Genomic DNA, 17484 nt, shown 5'->3' with positions numbered 1-17484 from the left:
ACTCCAACGGGCTTTATATTAAGATTAAAAAATATTTTCTAAGGATAAGGAGCAATTTCCACTTCAAGTCCTTCCATTTCATCTGCTATATGCAACTGGCATCCCAATCTGCTGTTGTCTTTCACATGGAAAGCTTCAGCCAGCATCGCATCTTCTTCATCTCCCATCGGTTCCAGACCGGGATCATTAATTACATATACCTGGCAAGAAGCACACATCGCCATTCCTCCACATACACCAATAGTACCTTCTTCTGCCAATTCATAAGAACGAATGATCTCCATTAAGTTCATGGACATATCCGTAGGAGCTATCACATCGTGGGTTACACCTTCTCTGTCGGTGATTTTAATATTAATATCTGACATAATTCTGCAAAATTAGTCAATTTTTTTCACAACAGCCTTCTCTGCTTCTTTACGGCTACCGTCAAATCCGTCTACTCCACTTACCGTTGTATATTTCAATACGAATTTTTTACCAGGATTCAATCTGTTGTAAACACTCTGACACATCAGAGTAGCTTCGTGGAAACCACAGAGAATTAGTTTTAATTTTCCGGGATATGTATTGATATCACCGATGGCATAAATCCCCTCAATATTGGTTTGATAATCAAGCGCATTGTTTACGACAATCGCATTTTTCTCAATATTCAATCCCCAGTTTCCGATCTCCCCCAACTTGGGAGTCAATCCGAATAAAGGAATGAAATAATCGGTTTCAATTTCAAAAGCATCCTCACCATCTTTCTGTACAGTGATCGCTTCTACTTTTCCGTCACCTCTGATACCGGTAACTTCTGCAGGAGTAATTAATTTAATTTTCCCTTCATTTTTCAAATCCTGAACTTTTTCTACAGAATCCAAAGCTCCTCTGAACTCATTTCTTCTGTGGATCAAAGTTACCTCGCTTGCTACATTAGAAAGGAAGATACTCCAGTCAAGGGCAGAGTCTCCTCCACCGGCAATCACTACTTTTTTATTTCTGAAATGTTCAGGTTCTTTCACGAAATATTCAAGACCTTTTTCTTCATAGTCAGCTACATTGTCAAAAGTAGGCTTTCTTGGTTCAAAAGTCCCCAATCCACCCGCAATGGCAATCGCCTTACATCTGTGAACTGTTCCTTTATTGGTGATTACCTCAAACCATTCATCGTCAACTTTCGTATAGGAAACGGCAGTTTCTCCCAGCGTAAATCCGGGTTGGAACTGCTTGATCTGCTCCATTAAATTATCCACTAATTCTCCGGCATTCACTGATGGATACCCCGGAATATCAAAAATAGGTTTCTTAGGATAAAGTTCCGCCAATTGCCCTCCCGGCTGTGGAAGCGCATCAATAATGTGGCACTTCATTTTTAAAAGACCAGCTTCAAAAACTGCAAAAAGTCCTGTAGGTCCTGCACCTATGATCAATATATCAGTGGTTATCATAATTTAAGATAATTTAATTATACATGTAACTGCAAATTTACTAATTTTAATGCGAAGCATATTTAATTGATTCTAAATAAAAACCTGAGATTTGTCAAATATCTATCAATTAAGATTTTAAATTTGGCAATGTATTTGTAAATGACATACCATGAAGAAAATTTTGAACCTTGTTGCAGTATTTATATTCTTTTTAGGCTCGGCACAGATTGATAATATTGCAGACGGCGAATCGATCACTTTAAGAATTCACTATGGGTTCTTAAATGCAGGGACCGCAAATCTTACAACAAAAAAAACCACTTACAAAGGAGCTCCTCACTTGTATGTAAAAGGTACCGGACAAACCACAGGAGCGGTAAAAGCCTTCTTTAAGGTAGAAGATTTGTATGAAAGCTTCATCAATACAGAAAACGGATTACCTAGTTTCTATGTGAGAAATGTACGTGAAGGCGGATATCGTCAGCATTTTGAAACGGTCTTCAATCACGATAACAATACTTTAATTTTAACAGATAAAAAGACACCTGCCAATGGTTCCAAAGTTTTGAAATCAGTAAAAGGTGTGCAGGATATGCTTTCATGCTTTTATTATTTGAGAAGTAAAAGCCCGGAAGAGCTGAAAGTGGGAACGGTAATTAATATGAATGTATGGATTGATGATGAGATGTTTCCTTTCCAATTGAAAGTGACAGGAACAGAAGATCTGAAGACCAAATTCGGGACTATTAACTGTTTAAAAATTATTCCATCCGTGAAAAGCGGAAGGGTATTTAAAGAAAAAGAAGGCGTAACAATGTGGGTTTCCAATGATGCCAATCATGTCCCGATGCTATTGAAAGCTGAATTGGCGGTAGGCTCTTTGAAAGCCAGCATTGATGATTATAAGAATGTAAAATATCCGTTAAAGTTTAGTAAGTAATAAGTACTGATTCTAATATATCAAGCCTGTAAATTGTACAGGCTTTTTTATTTTCATGTAATATACAATTGATATTGATTGTCTTTATGATAGAAGCAGCCCTCAGGACTGTCGTTGCAATGAAGACTTCAGGACCATAGGAAGCGAAGTATCAGCGTAGGAAACAAGGACACGTGTAAATTTTTCAATAAAATCAGTTTTTAGTTACCGTTTTGTTTCTTAGGTCAGTAATTAAAAACAAAAAACCTCCGGAGCTCCGGAGGTTTGATTTTTTATAGTGTCTTGAATTGCTCCAAGGTTCTGATATCATTTTCAAAGAACATTCTGATGTCGCTCATTTGGTAAAGAAGCATCGTAATTCTTTCAATCCCCATTCCGAATGCATATCCGGAATATTTTTCAGAGTCGATATTCACGTTCTTCAGAACTGCAGGGTCTACCATTCCGCATCCCATGATTTCCAGCCAACCTGTTCCTTTTGTGATTCTGTAATCTGTTTCAGAGTTTAATCCCCAATATACATCGATTTCAGCACTAGGCTCAGTGAACGGGAAGAATGACGGTCTCATTCTGATTTTTGATTTTCCGAAGAGTTCTGTAGTAAAGAATTGTATGGTTTGCTTTAAATCTGCAAAACTTACATTCTCATCAATATATAATCCTTCAATCTGATGGAAAATACAATGAGAACGAGAAGAGATTGCTTCATTTCTGAATACTCTTCCCGGAGATAAAATTCTGATTGGCGGCTGATTTTCTTCCATATAACGGGTTTGTACGGAAGAAGTGTGCGTTCTTAAAAGAATATCAGGATTCTGCTCAATGAAGAAAGTATCCTGCATATCTCTTGCCGGGTGATATTCCGGAAGGTTAAGCGCAGTAAAGTTATGCCAGTCATCTTCAATCTCAGGACCGTCTGCTACTGCAAACCCGATAGATTTGAAAATTTCGATAATTCTGTTTTTTACCAGGTTGATCGGGTGTCTTGAACCCAGTTCCAATGGAAAGGCAGGTCTTGTAAGATCTTCTTTTTCTACAGCAACGGAAGATGCGGAAGAGTTTTTCAAATCTTCTAATTTTACAGCCACTGCTTGTTTTAAAGTATTGATCTTCTGTCCGAATTCTTTCTTCTGGTCGTTAGGAACTTCTTTAAATTTTTCAAAAAAATCATTCAGAACCCCTTTTTTACCGTTGTACTTGATTCGGAAGTTTTCTATATCTTCCTTAGAGGTAGCATTGAAGCCGTTTACTTCGATCAGTAGTTCTTCTATCTTTTCTATCATTATTTTACCCTTTCAAAATGTTTTGCAAAAATACGATTTTTAAGTTGAATAATTAATCCGTAATAAAAAAATCTGCCTCTTTTTCGGGAGGCAGACTTCAATCACTTATTTCACTTAAATAAAAAAATTATTTCTTTTCTAAAGCTTTAACGCTGATCTGAAGAGTTACCTCATCCTTAATCACGCCGTTTTCAGCAGGAGCCTGGAATTTTACCCCAAACTCTTCTCTTTTGATATCTTTCGGCTCAGTCGCTACACTCACTTCCCCATCCTTCACAGAAACATTAGCTTTAAACTGAACTGGTTTTGTAATTCCTTTAATGGTTAAATTACCATCCAACAAGGTATTATAGTCTCCTTCTGTAGCGGGAGTAACTTTTGTAATTTCAAAAGAAGCAGTCGGGAATTTTTCTACTTCAAAGAAGTCACCACTTTTCAGGTGGCCGTTTAATTTCCCTAAATCTTCCGGGCTGTCTTTCAGGTCCACAGAAGTTAAAGAATTCATATCAGCAACGAATTTTCCGCTTTCCAGTTTTCCCTCCTTCACCGTTACATCTCCACTTTCGAACTTAATTGTTCCGAAGTGGCTTGTATTTTCAGATTTAAATACTTTATATCCTTTCCATTCCACTTTACTGTTTAGCGTATCCAATGTGTACTGACTTCCTTCCTTAGTCGTTGTCACTTCATTACTTTCGCTGGTAAGAGGTTTATCTTTTTTACAAGAAACCATCACTGCAGCAATAAATAAAGCAGGAATAGCTAACGAAAACAGTTTTTTTCTCATTTTTGATTTATTTTTATTACTCCCGCTAATATAATAAAAAAAATTGTGTTTTCATAAAAACCTTACATTTGTAATATGCTATTAGAAATAAACAATTTATTTTTCTCCCACACCAAAGACAAACCCCTGTTTCAGAACCTCAATTTAAGGTTTGAAGCCAATAAAATCATTGCCCTTGCCGGCGAAAGCGGCTGCGGAAAATCAACCCTTCTCAGCCTTATTTATGGACTTCTCGATTGGGAAAGTGGTGATATTATTTTTGATGGGACCCGACTGTCTGGGCCTAAGGGAAACTTGGTTCCCGGAGAAGCGGAAATGAAATTTGTGGCACAGAATTTTGATCTTATGCCTTATGCTACCGTTGCTGAAAATGTCGGTAAATTTATTTCGAATATCAATTTAAAACAAAAGAAAGAAAATGTAATGGAACTCCTGGAAGTGGTAGGTCTTCAGGAATTTGCCCATGTACTTCCTAAATATTTAAGTGGCGGCCAGCAACAGCGCGTTGCTATTGCCAGAGCTCTCTCTGTACTTCCCAAGCTGCTTATTTTAGATGAGCCGTTCAGTAATCTGGATTTTCCAAGAAAAATTGAGCTTCGTGAGAGACTTTTCAGATATGTAAAACAACATCATGTCTCGCTGATCATTTCTACCCACGAACTTCAGGATATTATGCCATGGCTCGATCAGATTGTAATCCTTCAGGACGGAAGACTTATTCAGAATGACAACCCTGAACAGACCTATAGACATCCATACAATTCCTATGTTGCCAAACTTTTTGGAGAAGTGAACATCTTCACTGAAGAAGAGATCACTGATTTTCAGCTTAGTAAATTTTCTTATTATCCGAAGGAAATCAAAATTACAGAAACCGGATGTAATGCCGAAGTTATTGAAAGCAGATTTGCCGGCAATCATTACTGGAATAAAGTAAAAGTAAAAAATAAAGTGATAGTAATGTTTACAGATGAAAGATTGGATGGAATGGTAAATATTTCATTTGTTTAAAAACAACATTACATAACCCATACATTTCCTTATACTTATCCATAATTTGTGGATAAAAAAATACAAATGTAAGAACCTGTTTTAAAACTTTTTCTTACATTTGTAGTACACAGCATAAGGAAATTTTTGGTTACTTCTCTTTCTGCCTTCCGGACGGACATTAGCAATCTTGCAATTAAGTCTTTTGAAAGATTACACTGTCCAATTTTTTCCTTTTCTTATGCTCTTATCACAAAAATTAACCACATAGGCACATAGTTTTTCAATACAAAAGTAGATTCCCTATGTTTCTATGTGGTTAATAAAAACTCTATTATCTGTGCTTTTAAGCTTTTTTCACGAATTCTGATTTTAAAGCCATAGCCCCGAAACCATCAATCTTGCAATCAATATTGTGATCACTTCCCGGTCTTAATCTGATATTTTTAACTTTCGTTCCAGCCTTTACAGGTTTTGGAGCTCCTTTTACGGGAAGATCTTTAACAACCACTACAGAATCACCGTCCTGAAGTTCATTACCGTTAGAATCCAATATTTTACCTTCATTAGCGGCTTCAGACGCTGCCTCCTCAGGATTCCATTCATAGAAACATTGGGAACACACCATCATGTTATCGCTTGGATAAGTAAACTCGGAACTACATTTCGGACAAAGTACTGTATCACTCATATTTTTATTTTTTTGCAAAGGTAGGGCTTTTTAGAGGTTACAGTCAAGAGACAACAGGTATGGCAATAAATAACAGACGTAAACCCTCCGACACAGAAACTCATCAGGTGCAAATTCTTAACTCTCAATTAAAAGTCGTATTTTTGCAGATTCAAAACAGCGAAGCAAATTTATGGAACTTATTCACAGAAACTTAGCGATCGGAATTCACGATGCTTTACAAGAAACATTTTTCGAGAAAAATAAATACGCAGATAAAGTAATCGAAAGACTTTTAAAAGCTAATAAAAAATGGGGAAGCCAGGACAGAGCTGTTGTTTCTGAGATTTTCTACAATATTATCCGTTGGAAGAAACGCCTCGAGTATTATATGGGTGAAGGGGTAAAGCCTAACAATATCTATAAGCTCATTATCGCCTATCTTCTTTGGAGCAAAACCAATTATAAAAAATTTGAAGAATTTGACGGAATTAAAATAGCCGATATTCTTACCAAATTAAAAAAGAACACCGTACCTACAAAAGCAATAGAACATTCTATCCCGGACTGGCTGGCAGAAACACTGGAAAAGGAATTGGGGGCTAACTGGGAGCGAGAAATGATTGCACTGAACGAGCAGGCTCCTACGGTTTTAAGAACGAATTCTTTAAAAACGACCACCAAAGAACTTATTTCGGATCTTTCTGATGAAGGAGTGGCTTCATTCCCGATTAAAAATTATCCGGACGCCGTACAATTGGAAGAGAAAAAGAATGTTTTCCTTACTACGGCTTTCAAAGAAGGTCTGTTTGAAGTTCAGGATGCCAATTCCCAAAAAATCGGATACTTCCTGGATGTAAAAGAAGGCCAGAGAGTAGTAGATGCATGTGCCGGTGCAGGTGGAAAAACACTTCACCTGGCAGCATTAATGCAAAATAAAGGTCAGATTGTAGCATTAGACATTTTTGAATGGAAACTGGCAGAACTGAAACGTCGTGCAAAAAGAGCCGGAGCTCACAATATCGAAACCAGAATGATTGCCGATAATAAAGTCATCAAACGTCTTCACGATAAAGCAGACAGATTATTGATTGACGCGCCATGTTCAGGCCTTGGAGTTTTGAAAAGAAACCCGGACAGCAAATGGAAAATCGATCAGGACTTTATCGACAGGATCAAAAAAGAACAACAACAGATTCTTCAGGACTATTCTAAAATGCTTAAAAAAGGCGGAAAGATGGTGTATGCTACATGCTCTATTCTGCCATCTGAAAATAATAAGCAGGTAGAAGAATTCTTAAAAAACAACCCGGGATTCAAAATGATCAAAGATGAAAAAGTAATGCCAAGTACAGGATACGATGGATTCTATATGGCTCTGATCGAAAGAATTTCTTAATCAGGAACAATATCCAAATCAATATAAAACTACTCTAAAAGGGTAGTTTTTTTATTTTTTATGTTAAAAAAGTGTAACATTTCACCCGTATTTTCTACTTACTGTATAGATTAAACCGCTTTTGATGCACCATAAAATTGTTTTCAGTTTCTTATCCGTTTTTTTATTCTGCCTGATTTCAGCTCAAACCTATGAAATTCAATTTACAAGCTCATACAACGGAAAGACAGTAAGTGATCAGCCTTCTACGATAGTCTGGGTTAACGAAAAAGAAAGCTTTATCCTCAACACAGCTATTAAAGAGCACAAAAGCAGCTATCCTTTCGAGATCACCAAGGTAGAGAAACCGTCTAATACCATTACTTCTTATGCATTTTTAAAACCCGGTGAGATCATTTCATCATCAGATACGGAATCCGTAGGAAAACAGAATTTTGAACACTCCAATGACACCAAAAAATATTGGGGTATCTGTGTAAAAAAGCAGTTACCAAAGTGAATTCAAATACGATTGAAATCTGGTATACGAATGATGTAAAAGTTCAGGGCGGGCCATCTGTTTTAGGTCAAAATCTCGGATTGGTGCTGGAAGTTGAAAGAAATAAAAATTCGGTCATCACGGCCAGTTCTATCAAAAAAATCAAAAATACCGGCATTGAAAATATCATCAAAGGACCGGTACAATCCACAGATCAGCTGGGATATAAAGACCTTCTTTGGAAAAGCAGGTTTACCACATTGAAAATTTTTGAGAATGAAATGATCAATTTTTCTGACGATTCAAAATCTGATCATCAAATAAAAAGATATGCCAACGGAACAATTATCCTAAAGAAAATTCAGTTTCCGTCTATTACGGAAGGTGAAAATATTTTCGTAGAGCTGAAACAACAGTCCAATGGAGATGCTTATGACAGAACCGGAACCGTCTTTTTCATTCCTCAGGATAAAGAGACCTCGTTCTTTGACGGCCTGGAGAAAGGAGCAAAAACGCTACCGGTTTTTGAAAACGGAAACGGGAAACAATATTACGGGATTGTTGCCACAGACCAATACAATCCGGCTGTTGAAATGATGAGATTCTTTACTCCTTTTGGAATTCAGAAATTCAATCATATCCAGCTTAAAGATAAAACATGGCAAACTGTAAATCCTTACCGACAGGATATCACAGAATTAAAGCCGTCCTTATCAGGGAAAGAACTCTGGGTTGGAGCTTTCATCGGTAATTATGATAAAGGAGGACACAAGATAAGTCTTGAAATCACCATTCATAAAAGTGACCAGACCGTTTATAAAAACAATACCATCATTCCTTTGTTCAATACGTTAAATATTATGGAAATGGCAGGGCAGGACTATTCCACCATGTTTAATCAGGATAAAGGGTTATCCGTAGACTTTACTTTACACAAAGATCTGAAAAATGCCCAGCTGAGATATACAACCACCGGACACGGAGGCTGGGAAAACGGGGATGAATTTGTACCGAAAGCTAATTCTATATTCATTGACGGAAAACAGATATTTTCTTTTATACCGTGGAGAACAGACTGCGGATCCTACAGACTTTATAATCCGGCTTCGGGAAACTTTCCGGATGGCCTTTCTTCATCAGACCTCAGCAGATCCAATTGGTGCCCGGGAACCGTTACCAATCCTGACTTTATTCCTTTGGGAGATTTACAAGCGGGAAAACATACCATTCAGGTAAAAATTCCGCAGGGCCCTACAGAGGGCACAAGTTTCAGCTCATGGAATGTATCGGGAACTTTATTAGGGGTACAATAAAAACAAAACCTTCTTGCATGAGAATTGCAAGAAGGTAAAAACACAAATGATGAAAAAAAATTATTTCGAGCCACAAAGTAAGGGTTAAAATTCATATAATTAATTACCATATATTAATAAATATGTCATTTTTATTTTGTATATATCCCCATTCAATTTCCTTTGGCGAAAAAAATTAATCAAAAACATGGTAATCACTTGAAATAATTTATTTTTTTCTTATTTTAAAACTATTTGATTAAAAATTTTCGCTTTTAAATATTTTTTATTGTTATTTATAAACATCAACTCTACTTTTGTTTCATAAATAATAAAAAATATGTGTGGAATAGTATGTTTATTTGACGCCAAACAAAAAACAGAGACATTAAGGCTTCAGGTATTGGAGATGTCAAAAAAATCCGTCATAGAGGACCGGATTGGAGCGGAGTTTATCAGGACGAAAAAGTAGTTTTCTCCCATGAAAGACTTGCCATTGTAGATCCTACTTCAGGAAAACAACCCTTATTTACTAAAGACGGAAAAGTAGTATTAGCCGTGAACGGTGAAATCTACAACCATAGAGAATTAAAAGAAGAATTCCCTGATTATGAGTTTCAGACTCAATCTGACTGCGAGGTTATTCTTGCCCTATACAGAAAATACGGAAAGGATTTTGTTGAAAAACTAAACGGAATTTTCGCATTTGCATTATACGACACAGAAAACGATGTATATCTTGTAGCCCGTGATCACATGGGAATCTGCCCGCTGTATCAGGGCTGGGATAAAAACGGAAACTATTATGTGGCTTCAGAACTCAAAGCACTGGAAGGTGTCTGTAAAAAAATCGAAACGTTCTTACCGGGACACCTGTTATACAGCAAAGATGGAGAAGAGCTGCAACCATGGTACACCAGAGACTGGGAAAGCTTCGATCATGTAAAAGATAACGATACGGATATTGAAACCTTACGAAAAGGACTGGAAGATGCCGTTCACAGACAGCTGATGAGCGACGTTCCTTACGGAGTACTTCTTTCCGGAGGTTTGGACTCTTCCGTGATTTCTGCCATTACTGCAAAATTTGCCAGACAAAGAATTGAAAGTGGTGACACTCAGGAAGCATGGTACCCAAGGCTTCATAGCTTTGCTGTAGGATTGGTTGGCTCACCGGATCTTGCTGCGGCCCAAAAAGCTGCAGAGCACATCGGATCTGTTCACCATGAGGTTAACTTCACTGTTCAGGAAGGATTGGATGCCGTACGTGATGTAATTTATCATCTCGAAACTTATGATGTAACCACCATAAGGGCCTCTACCCCAATGTATCTTTTGGCAAGAGTTATCAAATCTATGGGAATCAAAATGGTTCTTTCCGGAGAAGGGTCTGACGAATTATTTGGCGGATACCTGTATTTCCATAAAGCTCCGAACGCTAAAGAGTTCCATGATGAAACAGTAAGAAAATTAGGAAAACTACACCTTTACGACTGTTTAAGAGCCAACAAAGCATTGATGAGCTGGGGAATTGAAGGCAGAGTTCCTTTCCTGGATAAAGAATTCATGGATATAGCCATGACCCTTAACCCAAAAGACAAAATGATCAACGTGGCTGAAGGAAAGATTGAAAAGTGGGTATTAAGAAAAGCCTTCGAAGATCTTCTTCCGGAATCTATTGCATGGAGACAGAAAGAACAGTTTTCAGACGGTGTAGGATATTCATGGATCGACACCCTGAAAGAGGTGGCAGAAAAAGAAGTCACCGATGAAATGATGGCCAATGCGCGATTCAGGTTCCCGCTGAATACTCCGCAAAACAAAGAAGAATACCGATACAGAACTATTTTTGAAGAACATTTTCCGAGCGAGACGTCTGCAGCCACAGTACCTTCTGTTCCGTCTGTAGCATGCTCTACTCCTATTGCATTAGAATGGGATGAAGCTTTCAAAAAAATGAATGACCCAAGTGGAAGGGCTGTAAAAGTACATGAAACGTCATATTAGTTGAAAATGAGAATATGATGTTTACTGTAAATGATTGTGTTTTCTCTATTTACATGGGTTCAGCTTTTACGATCTGAGTTCAGATATATAAAATTTATCAATCCTGTAGCAATACAGGATTTTTTCTTGAATTAACGACAATAATATGGCATAATTTAACTCACAATCAGAAATAATATCTAATAAATAATTATATTTGGAAAACGAAAATATCAATTATAAAAAAAATGAGAAGAAACCTTACTGTTTTATTTGCCTTATTATCCATAAGTTTCGCCTTCGGACAAGGAAAATACGGCAAGTATCTGAATTCTAAAAAGCTTGCTTTAGCTTATAAAAGTGTGAAAGATGCTGATAAAGATGATTACTATCAACAATTTTACTGGTTGGTAAAAGCAGAACAGCTTAAAACCTATCCCCATTTAAAAGATATAAAACCTGTTGTTTTATATGAATTTGTAAAATATGTAAATCCCCAGAATCCTACGAAAAAGCTTGATGACAGGGGCAAGGAATTGAGAGCAACTGCAGAATTATCTTTAAATCAATATTTTAAAAATAAAAAATTTGAAAACAATTCTGTTCTGATGTACAATCTGGAAACTTATGTTGACCCTTCAAAAGGACAATATTACACTAAAGTGGATCCTGAGAAAATCAAGGAACTGGTTCCAAAAGAATTGTTTGCTTTCAACTCATTCAACAGAAACATGGGGGAAGAGAAAACATACTATCTGTGGATCGATAAGAAAAAAGATGATTTGAATATCGTAGACATCATCCCTAGTGAAAAAGACGATAAATCATTTTATACAAGATTGAGACAATATCTTCCTGGTTATAAATTTTCCAAGTATGTACCTTCTGTAAAAAAAGGGAACAAATCTGATAAAACAGACCTTGATTACTATTATATCATGCCATTTGAGCAGAATACAGACAATATTGAATACAAAACCAAGGATTTCAAAACATTTACATTAAGCCAGTACAAAAAAGCCGGTGATGAATGGAAAGGAGTAGAAAAACCAAGAAAATAAATCAAAAAGTCCTGTGATATTTCGCAGGACTTTTTTAATTTTATATGGATTTCTTTATCTAAAGATTGAAATAGCTTAAAGCAAGCCTTTTCTCCACATAAAATAAGTCCGGGAATTGTAAAGATCCCGGTCTGTACAACATGACAGATACTAACTCACAACAGACGTCCGTAAAGAAAATTCTTCCCTTGATTCTGGCTACCGCTATTTTTATGCAAATGCTGGACTCCACCATCCTGAATACTTCGTTACCCTCCATTGCCAAGGACCTTCACGAATCACCGCTTAATATGCAGAATGCGATTATCAGCTATGTACTGACACTAGCCGTTTTTATGCCTGCCAGTGGTTTTTTGGCAGACCGTTTCGGAACAAAAAGGTATTTATTGTTTCACTGATACTTTTCAGTCTGGGTTCTTTATTCTGTTCATTATCTCAAAACCTTACCCATCTCGTTATTTCAAGGGTTATTCAGGGAGTCGGCGGAAGCCTGATGACCCCGGTCGGAAAACTGGCCCTGATAAAAACCTTTGACAAAAGTGAGCTGCTAAAGGCGATGAACTTCGCCATTATTCCTGCTCTTATCGGACCGGTACTTGGCCCCTTAGTCGGTGGATATATGGTAGATTATCTTTCGTGGCACTGGATATTCCTGATCAATATTCCTATTGGATTTCTGGGAATTGTTTTAGGTCTAAAATTTATGCCCAATTATAAATCCGATGATGTAGATTTTGATCTAAAAGGGTTTTTGATTTTTGCTGCCGCCTCTCTTCTGCTCTCAATTTCGCTGGAACTGTTCGGAGACATGCAGAATATTACACCGGTTCTTGTGGTATTTATCCTCGGATTCCTCTTTCTCTATTATTATTATAAGCATGCAAAAAGAGGAGGCCATCCTATTTTTCCTTTGGACCTGTTTCAGGTAAGAACTTTCCGGGTAGGAATTGTGGGAAACCTGGCGACAAGATTAGGGATCAGTTCCGTCCCGTTACTTCTTCCCCTGATGATTCAGATTGCGTATAAACAATCCGCAGTAACTTCTGGCTGGATTATTGCACCGATGGCTTTAACGGCTATTTTCGGGAAATCATCCGTTATTAAAATTCTTGATAAATACGGATATCGTCAGACGTTAATGATGAATACATTTATTATCGGAACCCTAATTTGTCTGCTTGCCATTCCTGATATTCATACCTCTTTATATTGGTTTGTACCTATTATTGCCGTCTTAGGATTTTTCAACTCTATTCAGTTTACTTCCATGAATACCATTTCTATTGCTGATCTGCGCAATTTTCAGACCAGTAGCGGTAATTCTCTGATATCGGTAAATCAGCAGCTGGCTATCGGTTTCGGGATTGCGTTCGGGCTTATTGTTTTAAAATTATTTGAAAGCACAGACCTCATCGAAGGAGAAATCCACAATGCCTTCCGGTATACGTTTCTTACGGTAGGAATATTAACGATTTTATCAGGATTTGTTTTCAGAAGACTTCATATTTCAGATGGAAAGAACATGAAATCCAAAGATGATTAACTTTCAGAAAAGAAATTGTAACCTGTAATTTTTCTTTTCCTTTTTCATTATTTCGGGTGTCTGCGAACTTATCACAGATCAATGCCTTTGCCATATAAGGATGCTACCTTTGTATATATAAAATCAACAATATTATGGCAACTAAAAAAGTAGAAATCGTAGTATCTCCAAGACCTGCGCATTTTGTAGGCGACGGTTTTAGAGTTCATAATTTTATTCCGGGCGTACACGGTTTAGATATGAAAAGAATGGATCCGTTTATTATGCTGGATTATAATTCAAAATTTCATTTCAATGGTTCAGACAGACCCAGAGGAGTGGGAGTTCATCCGCACAGAGGTTTTGAAACGGTCACCATTGCGTACAGCGGAAAAGTAGAACATCATGACAGTGCGGGCGGAGGCGGCATCATCGGAGAAGGAGATGTACAATGGATGACCGCAGCAAAGGGTGTTCTTCACAAAGAATACCATGAAACAGAATGGGCAAAGAACGGTGGAATTTTCCAAATGGTCCAACTTTGGGTCAATCTTCCGGCAAAAGATAAAATGAGCAGTCCGAAATACCAGGCTATTGAAAACTCCAAAATGGAGAAAGTAGACCTGAACGATAACGGATTCATAGAAATTATTGCAGGTGAATATGAAGGGCATAAAGGTCCGGCAACCACATTCACTCCTGTCCATATGATGAACGCAAAACTTAAAGCCGGAGGAAAAGCAACATTTAACTTCCCTGCTCATTTCAACACAGCGGCTTTGGTGATCGAGGGAAATATCGTGATCAACGGTGAAGAACATGTAAAAGCAGATCACTTTGCTTTGTTTAAAAATGAAGGAGAAACTTTCACCATTGAAGCAAATGAAGATTCGGTGATCTTAATCATCAGTGGTGAGCCGATTAATGAACCCATTTATCCTCACGGCCCATTTGTCATGAATTCGAGAGAGGAGATTATGCAGGCTTTTGAAGATTTCAACACCGGAAAATTCGGTTATCTGGAAGATTAGTAAAATTAAATTTATCTTAATCTTTGGTTATTCCTTTTTTATTAACTTTATATTTAATTATGTTGAATAAAGATTAATACCAATGATAAACCTTATAGATTTTCAAACCTATGAGGTTTATTACTCAGTAACTTTATTCTGACGTATCATAAACAAACCTAACAGGTTTCAGAAACCTGTTAGGTTTAATTTTCGGTTATACAACCTGAAGTGACTTACCTTTTATTAAAAAATTATGAAACAAGACTTTGAAAATATACCTCTGGTAAAAGCAGATAAAAGATTTGAAATAGAATTCAACGGCCATTATGCCTTTATCGACTATCGTGAAACAACTCACCAGATTGCTTTGATCCATACAGAAGCTGAACCCGAACTGGCAGGAACGGGAGCTGCGGCTGCAGTGGTTGAAAAAACCTTACATTATATTGAAGAAAGTGGCAAAAAACTATTACCATTCTGCCCATATGTTTTTGCATTTATCAAAAAACATCCTGAGTGGAAACGTATTGTTGACGAAAAGTTTGAGGGATACGATAAACTTTAAGTTTCAGCCCTACTCAATTTAAATAAACACTTAAAAAAACGTACTACATTATTATGTCAAATATTGGACTTATCATCGAAGAAAAAGCAGCAGATATAGGAAACTTTCTGGTAGGAAGACTTCTTCCTTTCCGTGAAAAAAGAGCTGTTGGACCTTTTGTATTTATTGATCATATGGGCCCCTCTGAACTAAAGGATTATCAGAACCTTGACGTTCCTCCGCATCCTCACATCGGGTTGTCTACGTTAACATATTTACTTGAAGGATCTATTTTTCACAGAGACAGTATCGGAAGCGCTATTGAAATAAAACCCGGCGCTGTCAACTGGATGACGGCCGGAAAAGGAGTTGTACATTCAGAAAGAACCCCTGAATATCTCAGACACAGTGATAAGAGGCTTCACGGATTTCAGATCTGGGTAGGATTACCTAAACATCTTGAACAGTCTGAGCCTACTTTTAGCCATATTGAAGCTGACGATATTCCGGTTTGGGAAGAAGATGGAATTCAGTATAAATTAATTGCCGGTGAGGCATTCGGAAAAAAATCTCCGGTTCCTGTTCACAGTAAATTATTCTTCCTTGAAATCAAAACAAAGGAACCGAAAAAAATAAGCATCGGAAAAGACCTTTATGGTGAAGCAGCCATGTATGTTCTGGACGGAACGGTAACCACTGAAGGAAATTCCTATGGTTCAAAACAATTAATGATTGCCAAAGACACAAAGCTTTGTGAATTTGACATGAGTGAAAATGGTACGGTCTATCTTTTCGGTGGTGAGCCGTTTGATGAGGAACGTTTTATATTCTGGAATTTTGTCAATTCTGACAAAGAAATCATTGATCAGGCAAAGGTAAACTGGAATGATCAGAACCATGATGCGTTCCCTCTGGTTCCCGGCGATGATCAGGAATATGTACCTCTTCCCAAAGCAATTTTAAACAGAAAATAAATCCGATCCGAAACCATGAAAATAGTAGCCTTTGCCGGAAGTTCTTCTTCTACTTCGATCAATCGTGAGCTGGTAAAATTTGTACTGAAAGATTTTCAGAATGAAGAAATCAATCTGCTTGACCTTAATGATTTCACCATGCCGGTTTTCTCTGTAGATCTTGAAAAGAAAGGATTTCCGGATGAAGCACATCGGTTTTTAAAAGCCATTGAAGAATCGGACGTGATTATCTGCTCGCTTGCGGAACACAACAGATCATACAGTGCTGCTTTTAAAAATGTTTTCGATTGGGCTTCAAGAATTAATGTAAAGCTTTTTCAAAACAAACCCATGCTCCTGATGAGTACTTCTCCGGGTGGCTATGGCGGCGGCAATGTAATGAACACAGCGAAAACATTTTTCCCGCAGTTTGCAGCAGATATTAAGGATACCTTTTCACTTCCGAAGTTCTATGAAAATTTTGACCTTGAAAGTGGGGTAATTAATCCGGAAATGCTTGCTGACCTTAAAACTAAAATAGAAAACTTTAAAAACCAGGTATTATCCCATGACTAAAGGAAGACTGGAGGCTTTCAGCGATGGTGTTCTGGCAATCATTATTACCATCATGGTCCTTGAGCTCAAGGTACCGGAAGGAAGCAGCTGGTCCAGTCTTAAACCTATATTGCCTAAATTTCTGGCTTATATTTTTAGTTTTATTTATGTAGGAATTTACTGGAATAATCATCATCATTTATTTCAAACGGTAAAAAAGGTGAATGGCAGTATTCTTTGGGCCAACCTGCATCTGCTGTTCTGGCTATCCCTTATGCCTATTGCCACAGAATGGATCGGAACGACCGGTTTTGCCAAAAATCCTGTTGCTGCGTATGGTATCGGACTGATTATGTCGGCCATCGCATATACGGTCCTGGAATATGTCATTATGCGATGTGAGGGAGAAGAATCAAAGCTCAAACAAGCAATACATTCTACATTTAAAGAATATATATCGATTATTTTTTATGTCCTGGGCATCGGTACTTCATTTTTTTATCCTTATATTGCCATAGGTTTTTATTATATCGTGGCTCTTATATGGCTGATTCCGGACAGAAGAATCGAAAAATCATTAAAAGAAAATTGAT

At 37.3% G+C, this 17484-nt stretch carries 14 protein-coding genes and 3 pseudogenes; 12 read left to right on the top strand and 5 right to left on the bottom strand.

Annotated features, from left to right (window positions below; genetic code table 11):
- Positions 1-38: 38 nt before the first annotated feature.
- Both H3Z85_12620 and H3Z85_12615 read right to left on the bottom strand, forming a co-directional pair.
- Entirely contained in the window at positions 39-368 is a 330-nt protein-coding gene (locus tag H3Z85_12620; GenBank protein ID QPQ50351.1) for a 2Fe-2S iron-sulfur cluster binding domain-containing protein, read from the bottom strand.
- A gap of 12 nt (positions 369-380) precedes the next feature.
- Positions 381-1436, bottom strand: coding sequence for an NAD(P)/FAD-dependent oxidoreductase (locus H3Z85_12615; protein ID QPQ50350.1), 1056 nt, complete (start codon positions 1434-1436; stop codon positions 381-383).
- A 151-nt stretch (positions 1437-1587) separates the two neighbouring features.
- Here H3Z85_12615 and H3Z85_12610 point away from each other — a divergent pair, with 151 nt between their 5' ends.
- Entirely contained in the window at positions 1588-2358 is a 771-nt protein-coding gene (locus H3Z85_12610) for a DUF3108 domain-containing protein (protein QPQ50349.1), read from the top strand.
- A 272-nt stretch (positions 2359-2630) separates the two neighbouring features.
- Here the strand turns inward: H3Z85_12610 and pheS are convergent, their stop codons facing one another.
- On the bottom strand, positions 2631-3641 hold the full coding sequence (gene pheS / locus H3Z85_12605; protein ID QPQ50348.1) for a phenylalanine--tRNA ligase subunit alpha: 1011 nt from the start codon (positions 3639-3641) through the stop codon (positions 2631-2633).
- 127 nt (positions 3642-3768) lie between these two features.
- Positions 3769-4428: a YceI family protein gene (locus H3Z85_12600; GenBank protein QPQ50347.1), complete on the bottom strand. Its 660-nt coding sequence runs from the start codon at positions 4426-4428 to the stop codon at positions 3769-3771.
- A gap of 75 nt (positions 4429-4503) precedes the next feature.
- Between H3Z85_12600 and H3Z85_12595 the strand changes: the two genes are divergently transcribed.
- Positions 4504-5439, top strand: a complete 936-nt coding sequence (locus H3Z85_12595; protein QPQ50346.1) for an ABC transporter ATP-binding protein — start codon at positions 4504-4506, stop codon at positions 5437-5439.
- Between the two features lie 325 nt (positions 5440-5764).
- Here H3Z85_12595 and H3Z85_12590 read toward each other — a convergent pair whose 3' ends face one another.
- Positions 5765-6109, bottom strand: a complete 345-nt coding sequence (locus H3Z85_12590; protein QPQ50345.1) for an alkylphosphonate utilization protein — start codon at positions 6107-6109, stop codon at positions 5765-5767.
- A gap of 172 nt (positions 6110-6281) precedes the next feature.
- Here H3Z85_12590 and H3Z85_12585 point away from each other — a divergent pair, with 172 nt between their 5' ends.
- From H3Z85_12585 to H3Z85_12540, 10 genes and pseudogenes are all read left to right on the top strand, one after another.
- Positions 6282-7487, top strand: a complete 1206-nt coding sequence (locus H3Z85_12585; GenBank protein ID QPQ50344.1) for an RsmB/NOP family class I SAM-dependent RNA methyltransferase — start codon at positions 6282-6284, stop codon at positions 7485-7487.
- Positions 7488-7611: 124 nt separating this feature from the next.
- Positions 7612-9278 (top strand): annotated as a pseudogene (locus tag H3Z85_12580) (GLPGLI family protein).
- A gap of 319 nt (positions 9279-9597) precedes the next feature.
- Positions 9598-11264, top strand: a pseudogene (asnB, locus tag H3Z85_12575) (asparagine synthase B).
- Between the two features lie 227 nt (positions 11265-11491).
- Positions 11492-12304 carry a hypothetical protein gene (locus H3Z85_12570; protein ID QPQ50343.1) on the top strand — a complete coding sequence of 271 codons (813 nt, stop codon included), beginning with the start codon at positions 11492-11494 and terminating at the stop codon, positions 12302-12304.
- Positions 12305-12444: 140 nt separating this feature from the next.
- Positions 12445-13847: pseudogene (locus H3Z85_12565) on the top strand (MFS transporter).
- Positions 13848-13981: 134 nt separating this feature from the next.
- On the top strand, positions 13982-14857 hold the full coding sequence (locus H3Z85_12560) for a pirin family protein (GenBank protein ID QPQ50342.1): 876 nt from the start codon (positions 13982-13984) through the stop codon (positions 14855-14857).
- A gap of 235 nt (positions 14858-15092) precedes the next feature.
- Positions 15093-15404: an N-acetyltransferase gene (locus H3Z85_12555; GenBank protein ID QPQ50341.1), complete on the top strand. Its 312-nt coding sequence runs from the start codon at positions 15093-15095 to the stop codon at positions 15402-15404.
- A gap of 53 nt (positions 15405-15457) precedes the next feature.
- The gene (locus H3Z85_12550) at positions 15458-16357 is read left to right on the top strand and encodes a pirin family protein (protein QPQ50340.1); all 900 of its coding nucleotides are present in this window, start codon (positions 15458-15460) and stop codon (positions 16355-16357) included.
- A 15-nt stretch (positions 16358-16372) separates the two neighbouring features.
- The gene (locus tag H3Z85_12545; protein QPQ50339.1) at positions 16373-16912 is read left to right on the top strand and encodes an NAD(P)H-dependent oxidoreductase; all 540 of its coding nucleotides are present in this window, start codon (positions 16373-16375) and stop codon (positions 16910-16912) included.
- Positions 16905-17483, top strand: a complete 579-nt coding sequence (locus H3Z85_12540) for a DUF1211 domain-containing protein (GenBank protein ID QPQ50338.1) — start codon at positions 16905-16907, stop codon at positions 17481-17483. The genes H3Z85_12545 and H3Z85_12540 overlap by 8 nt, the downstream gene beginning before the upstream one ends.
- The last annotated feature ends 1 nt before the right edge of the window (position 17484 follow it).

Source organism: Chryseobacterium indologenes (assembly GCA_016025055.1).
In the GTDB taxonomy this organism is placed as follows: Bacteria; Bacteroidota; Bacteroidia; order Flavobacteriales; family Weeksellaceae; genus Chryseobacterium; species Chryseobacterium indologenes.
Note: the sequence above shows the minus strand (reverse complement) of the source record. Positions and strands in the feature narration are given on the sequence as shown.

Bases quoted from the DNA above. Each gene is read 5' to 3' on its own strand.
- H3Z85_12620 (QPQ50351.1), bottom strand. From the start codon at position 368: ATGTCAGATATTAATATTAAAATCACCGACAGAGAAGGTGTAACCCAC.
- H3Z85_12615 (QPQ50350.1), bottom strand. From the start codon at position 1,436: ATGATAACCACTGATATATTGATCATAGGTGCAGGACCTACAGGACTT.
- H3Z85_12610 (QPQ50349.1), top strand. From the start codon at position 1,588: ATGAAGAAAATTTTGAACCTTGTTGCAGTATTTATATTCTTTTTAGGC.
- pheS (QPQ50348.1), bottom strand. From the start codon at position 3,641: ATGATAGAAAAGATAGAAGAACTACTGATCGAAGTAAACGGCTTCAAT.
- H3Z85_12600 (QPQ50347.1), bottom strand. From the start codon at position 4,428: ATGAGAAAAAAACTGTTTTCGTTAGCTATTCCTGCTTTATTTATTGCT.
- H3Z85_12595 (QPQ50346.1), top strand. From the start codon at position 4,504: ATGCTATTAGAAATAAACAATTTATTTTTCTCCCACACCAAAGACAAA.
- H3Z85_12590 (QPQ50345.1), bottom strand. From the start codon at position 6,109: ATGAGTGATACAGTACTTTGTCCGAAATGTAGTTCCGAGTTTACTTAT.
- H3Z85_12585 (QPQ50344.1), top strand. From the start codon at position 6,282: ATGGAACTTATTCACAGAAACTTAGCGATCGGAATTCACGATGCTTTA.
- H3Z85_12570 (QPQ50343.1), top strand. From the start codon at position 11,492: ATGAGAAGAAACCTTACTGTTTTATTTGCCTTATTATCCATAAGTTTC.
- H3Z85_12560 (QPQ50342.1), top strand. From the start codon at position 13,982: ATGGCAACTAAAAAAGTAGAAATCGTAGTATCTCCAAGACCTGCGCAT.
- H3Z85_12555 (QPQ50341.1), top strand. From the start codon at position 15,093: ATGAAACAAGACTTTGAAAATATACCTCTGGTAAAAGCAGATAAAAGA.
- H3Z85_12550 (QPQ50340.1), top strand. From the start codon at position 15,458: ATGTCAAATATTGGACTTATCATCGAAGAAAAAGCAGCAGATATAGGA.
- H3Z85_12545 (QPQ50339.1), top strand. From the start codon at position 16,373: ATGAAAATAGTAGCCTTTGCCGGAAGTTCTTCTTCTACTTCGATCAAT.
- H3Z85_12540 (QPQ50338.1), top strand. From the start codon at position 16,905: ATGACTAAAGGAAGACTGGAGGCTTTCAGCGATGGTGTTCTGGCAATC.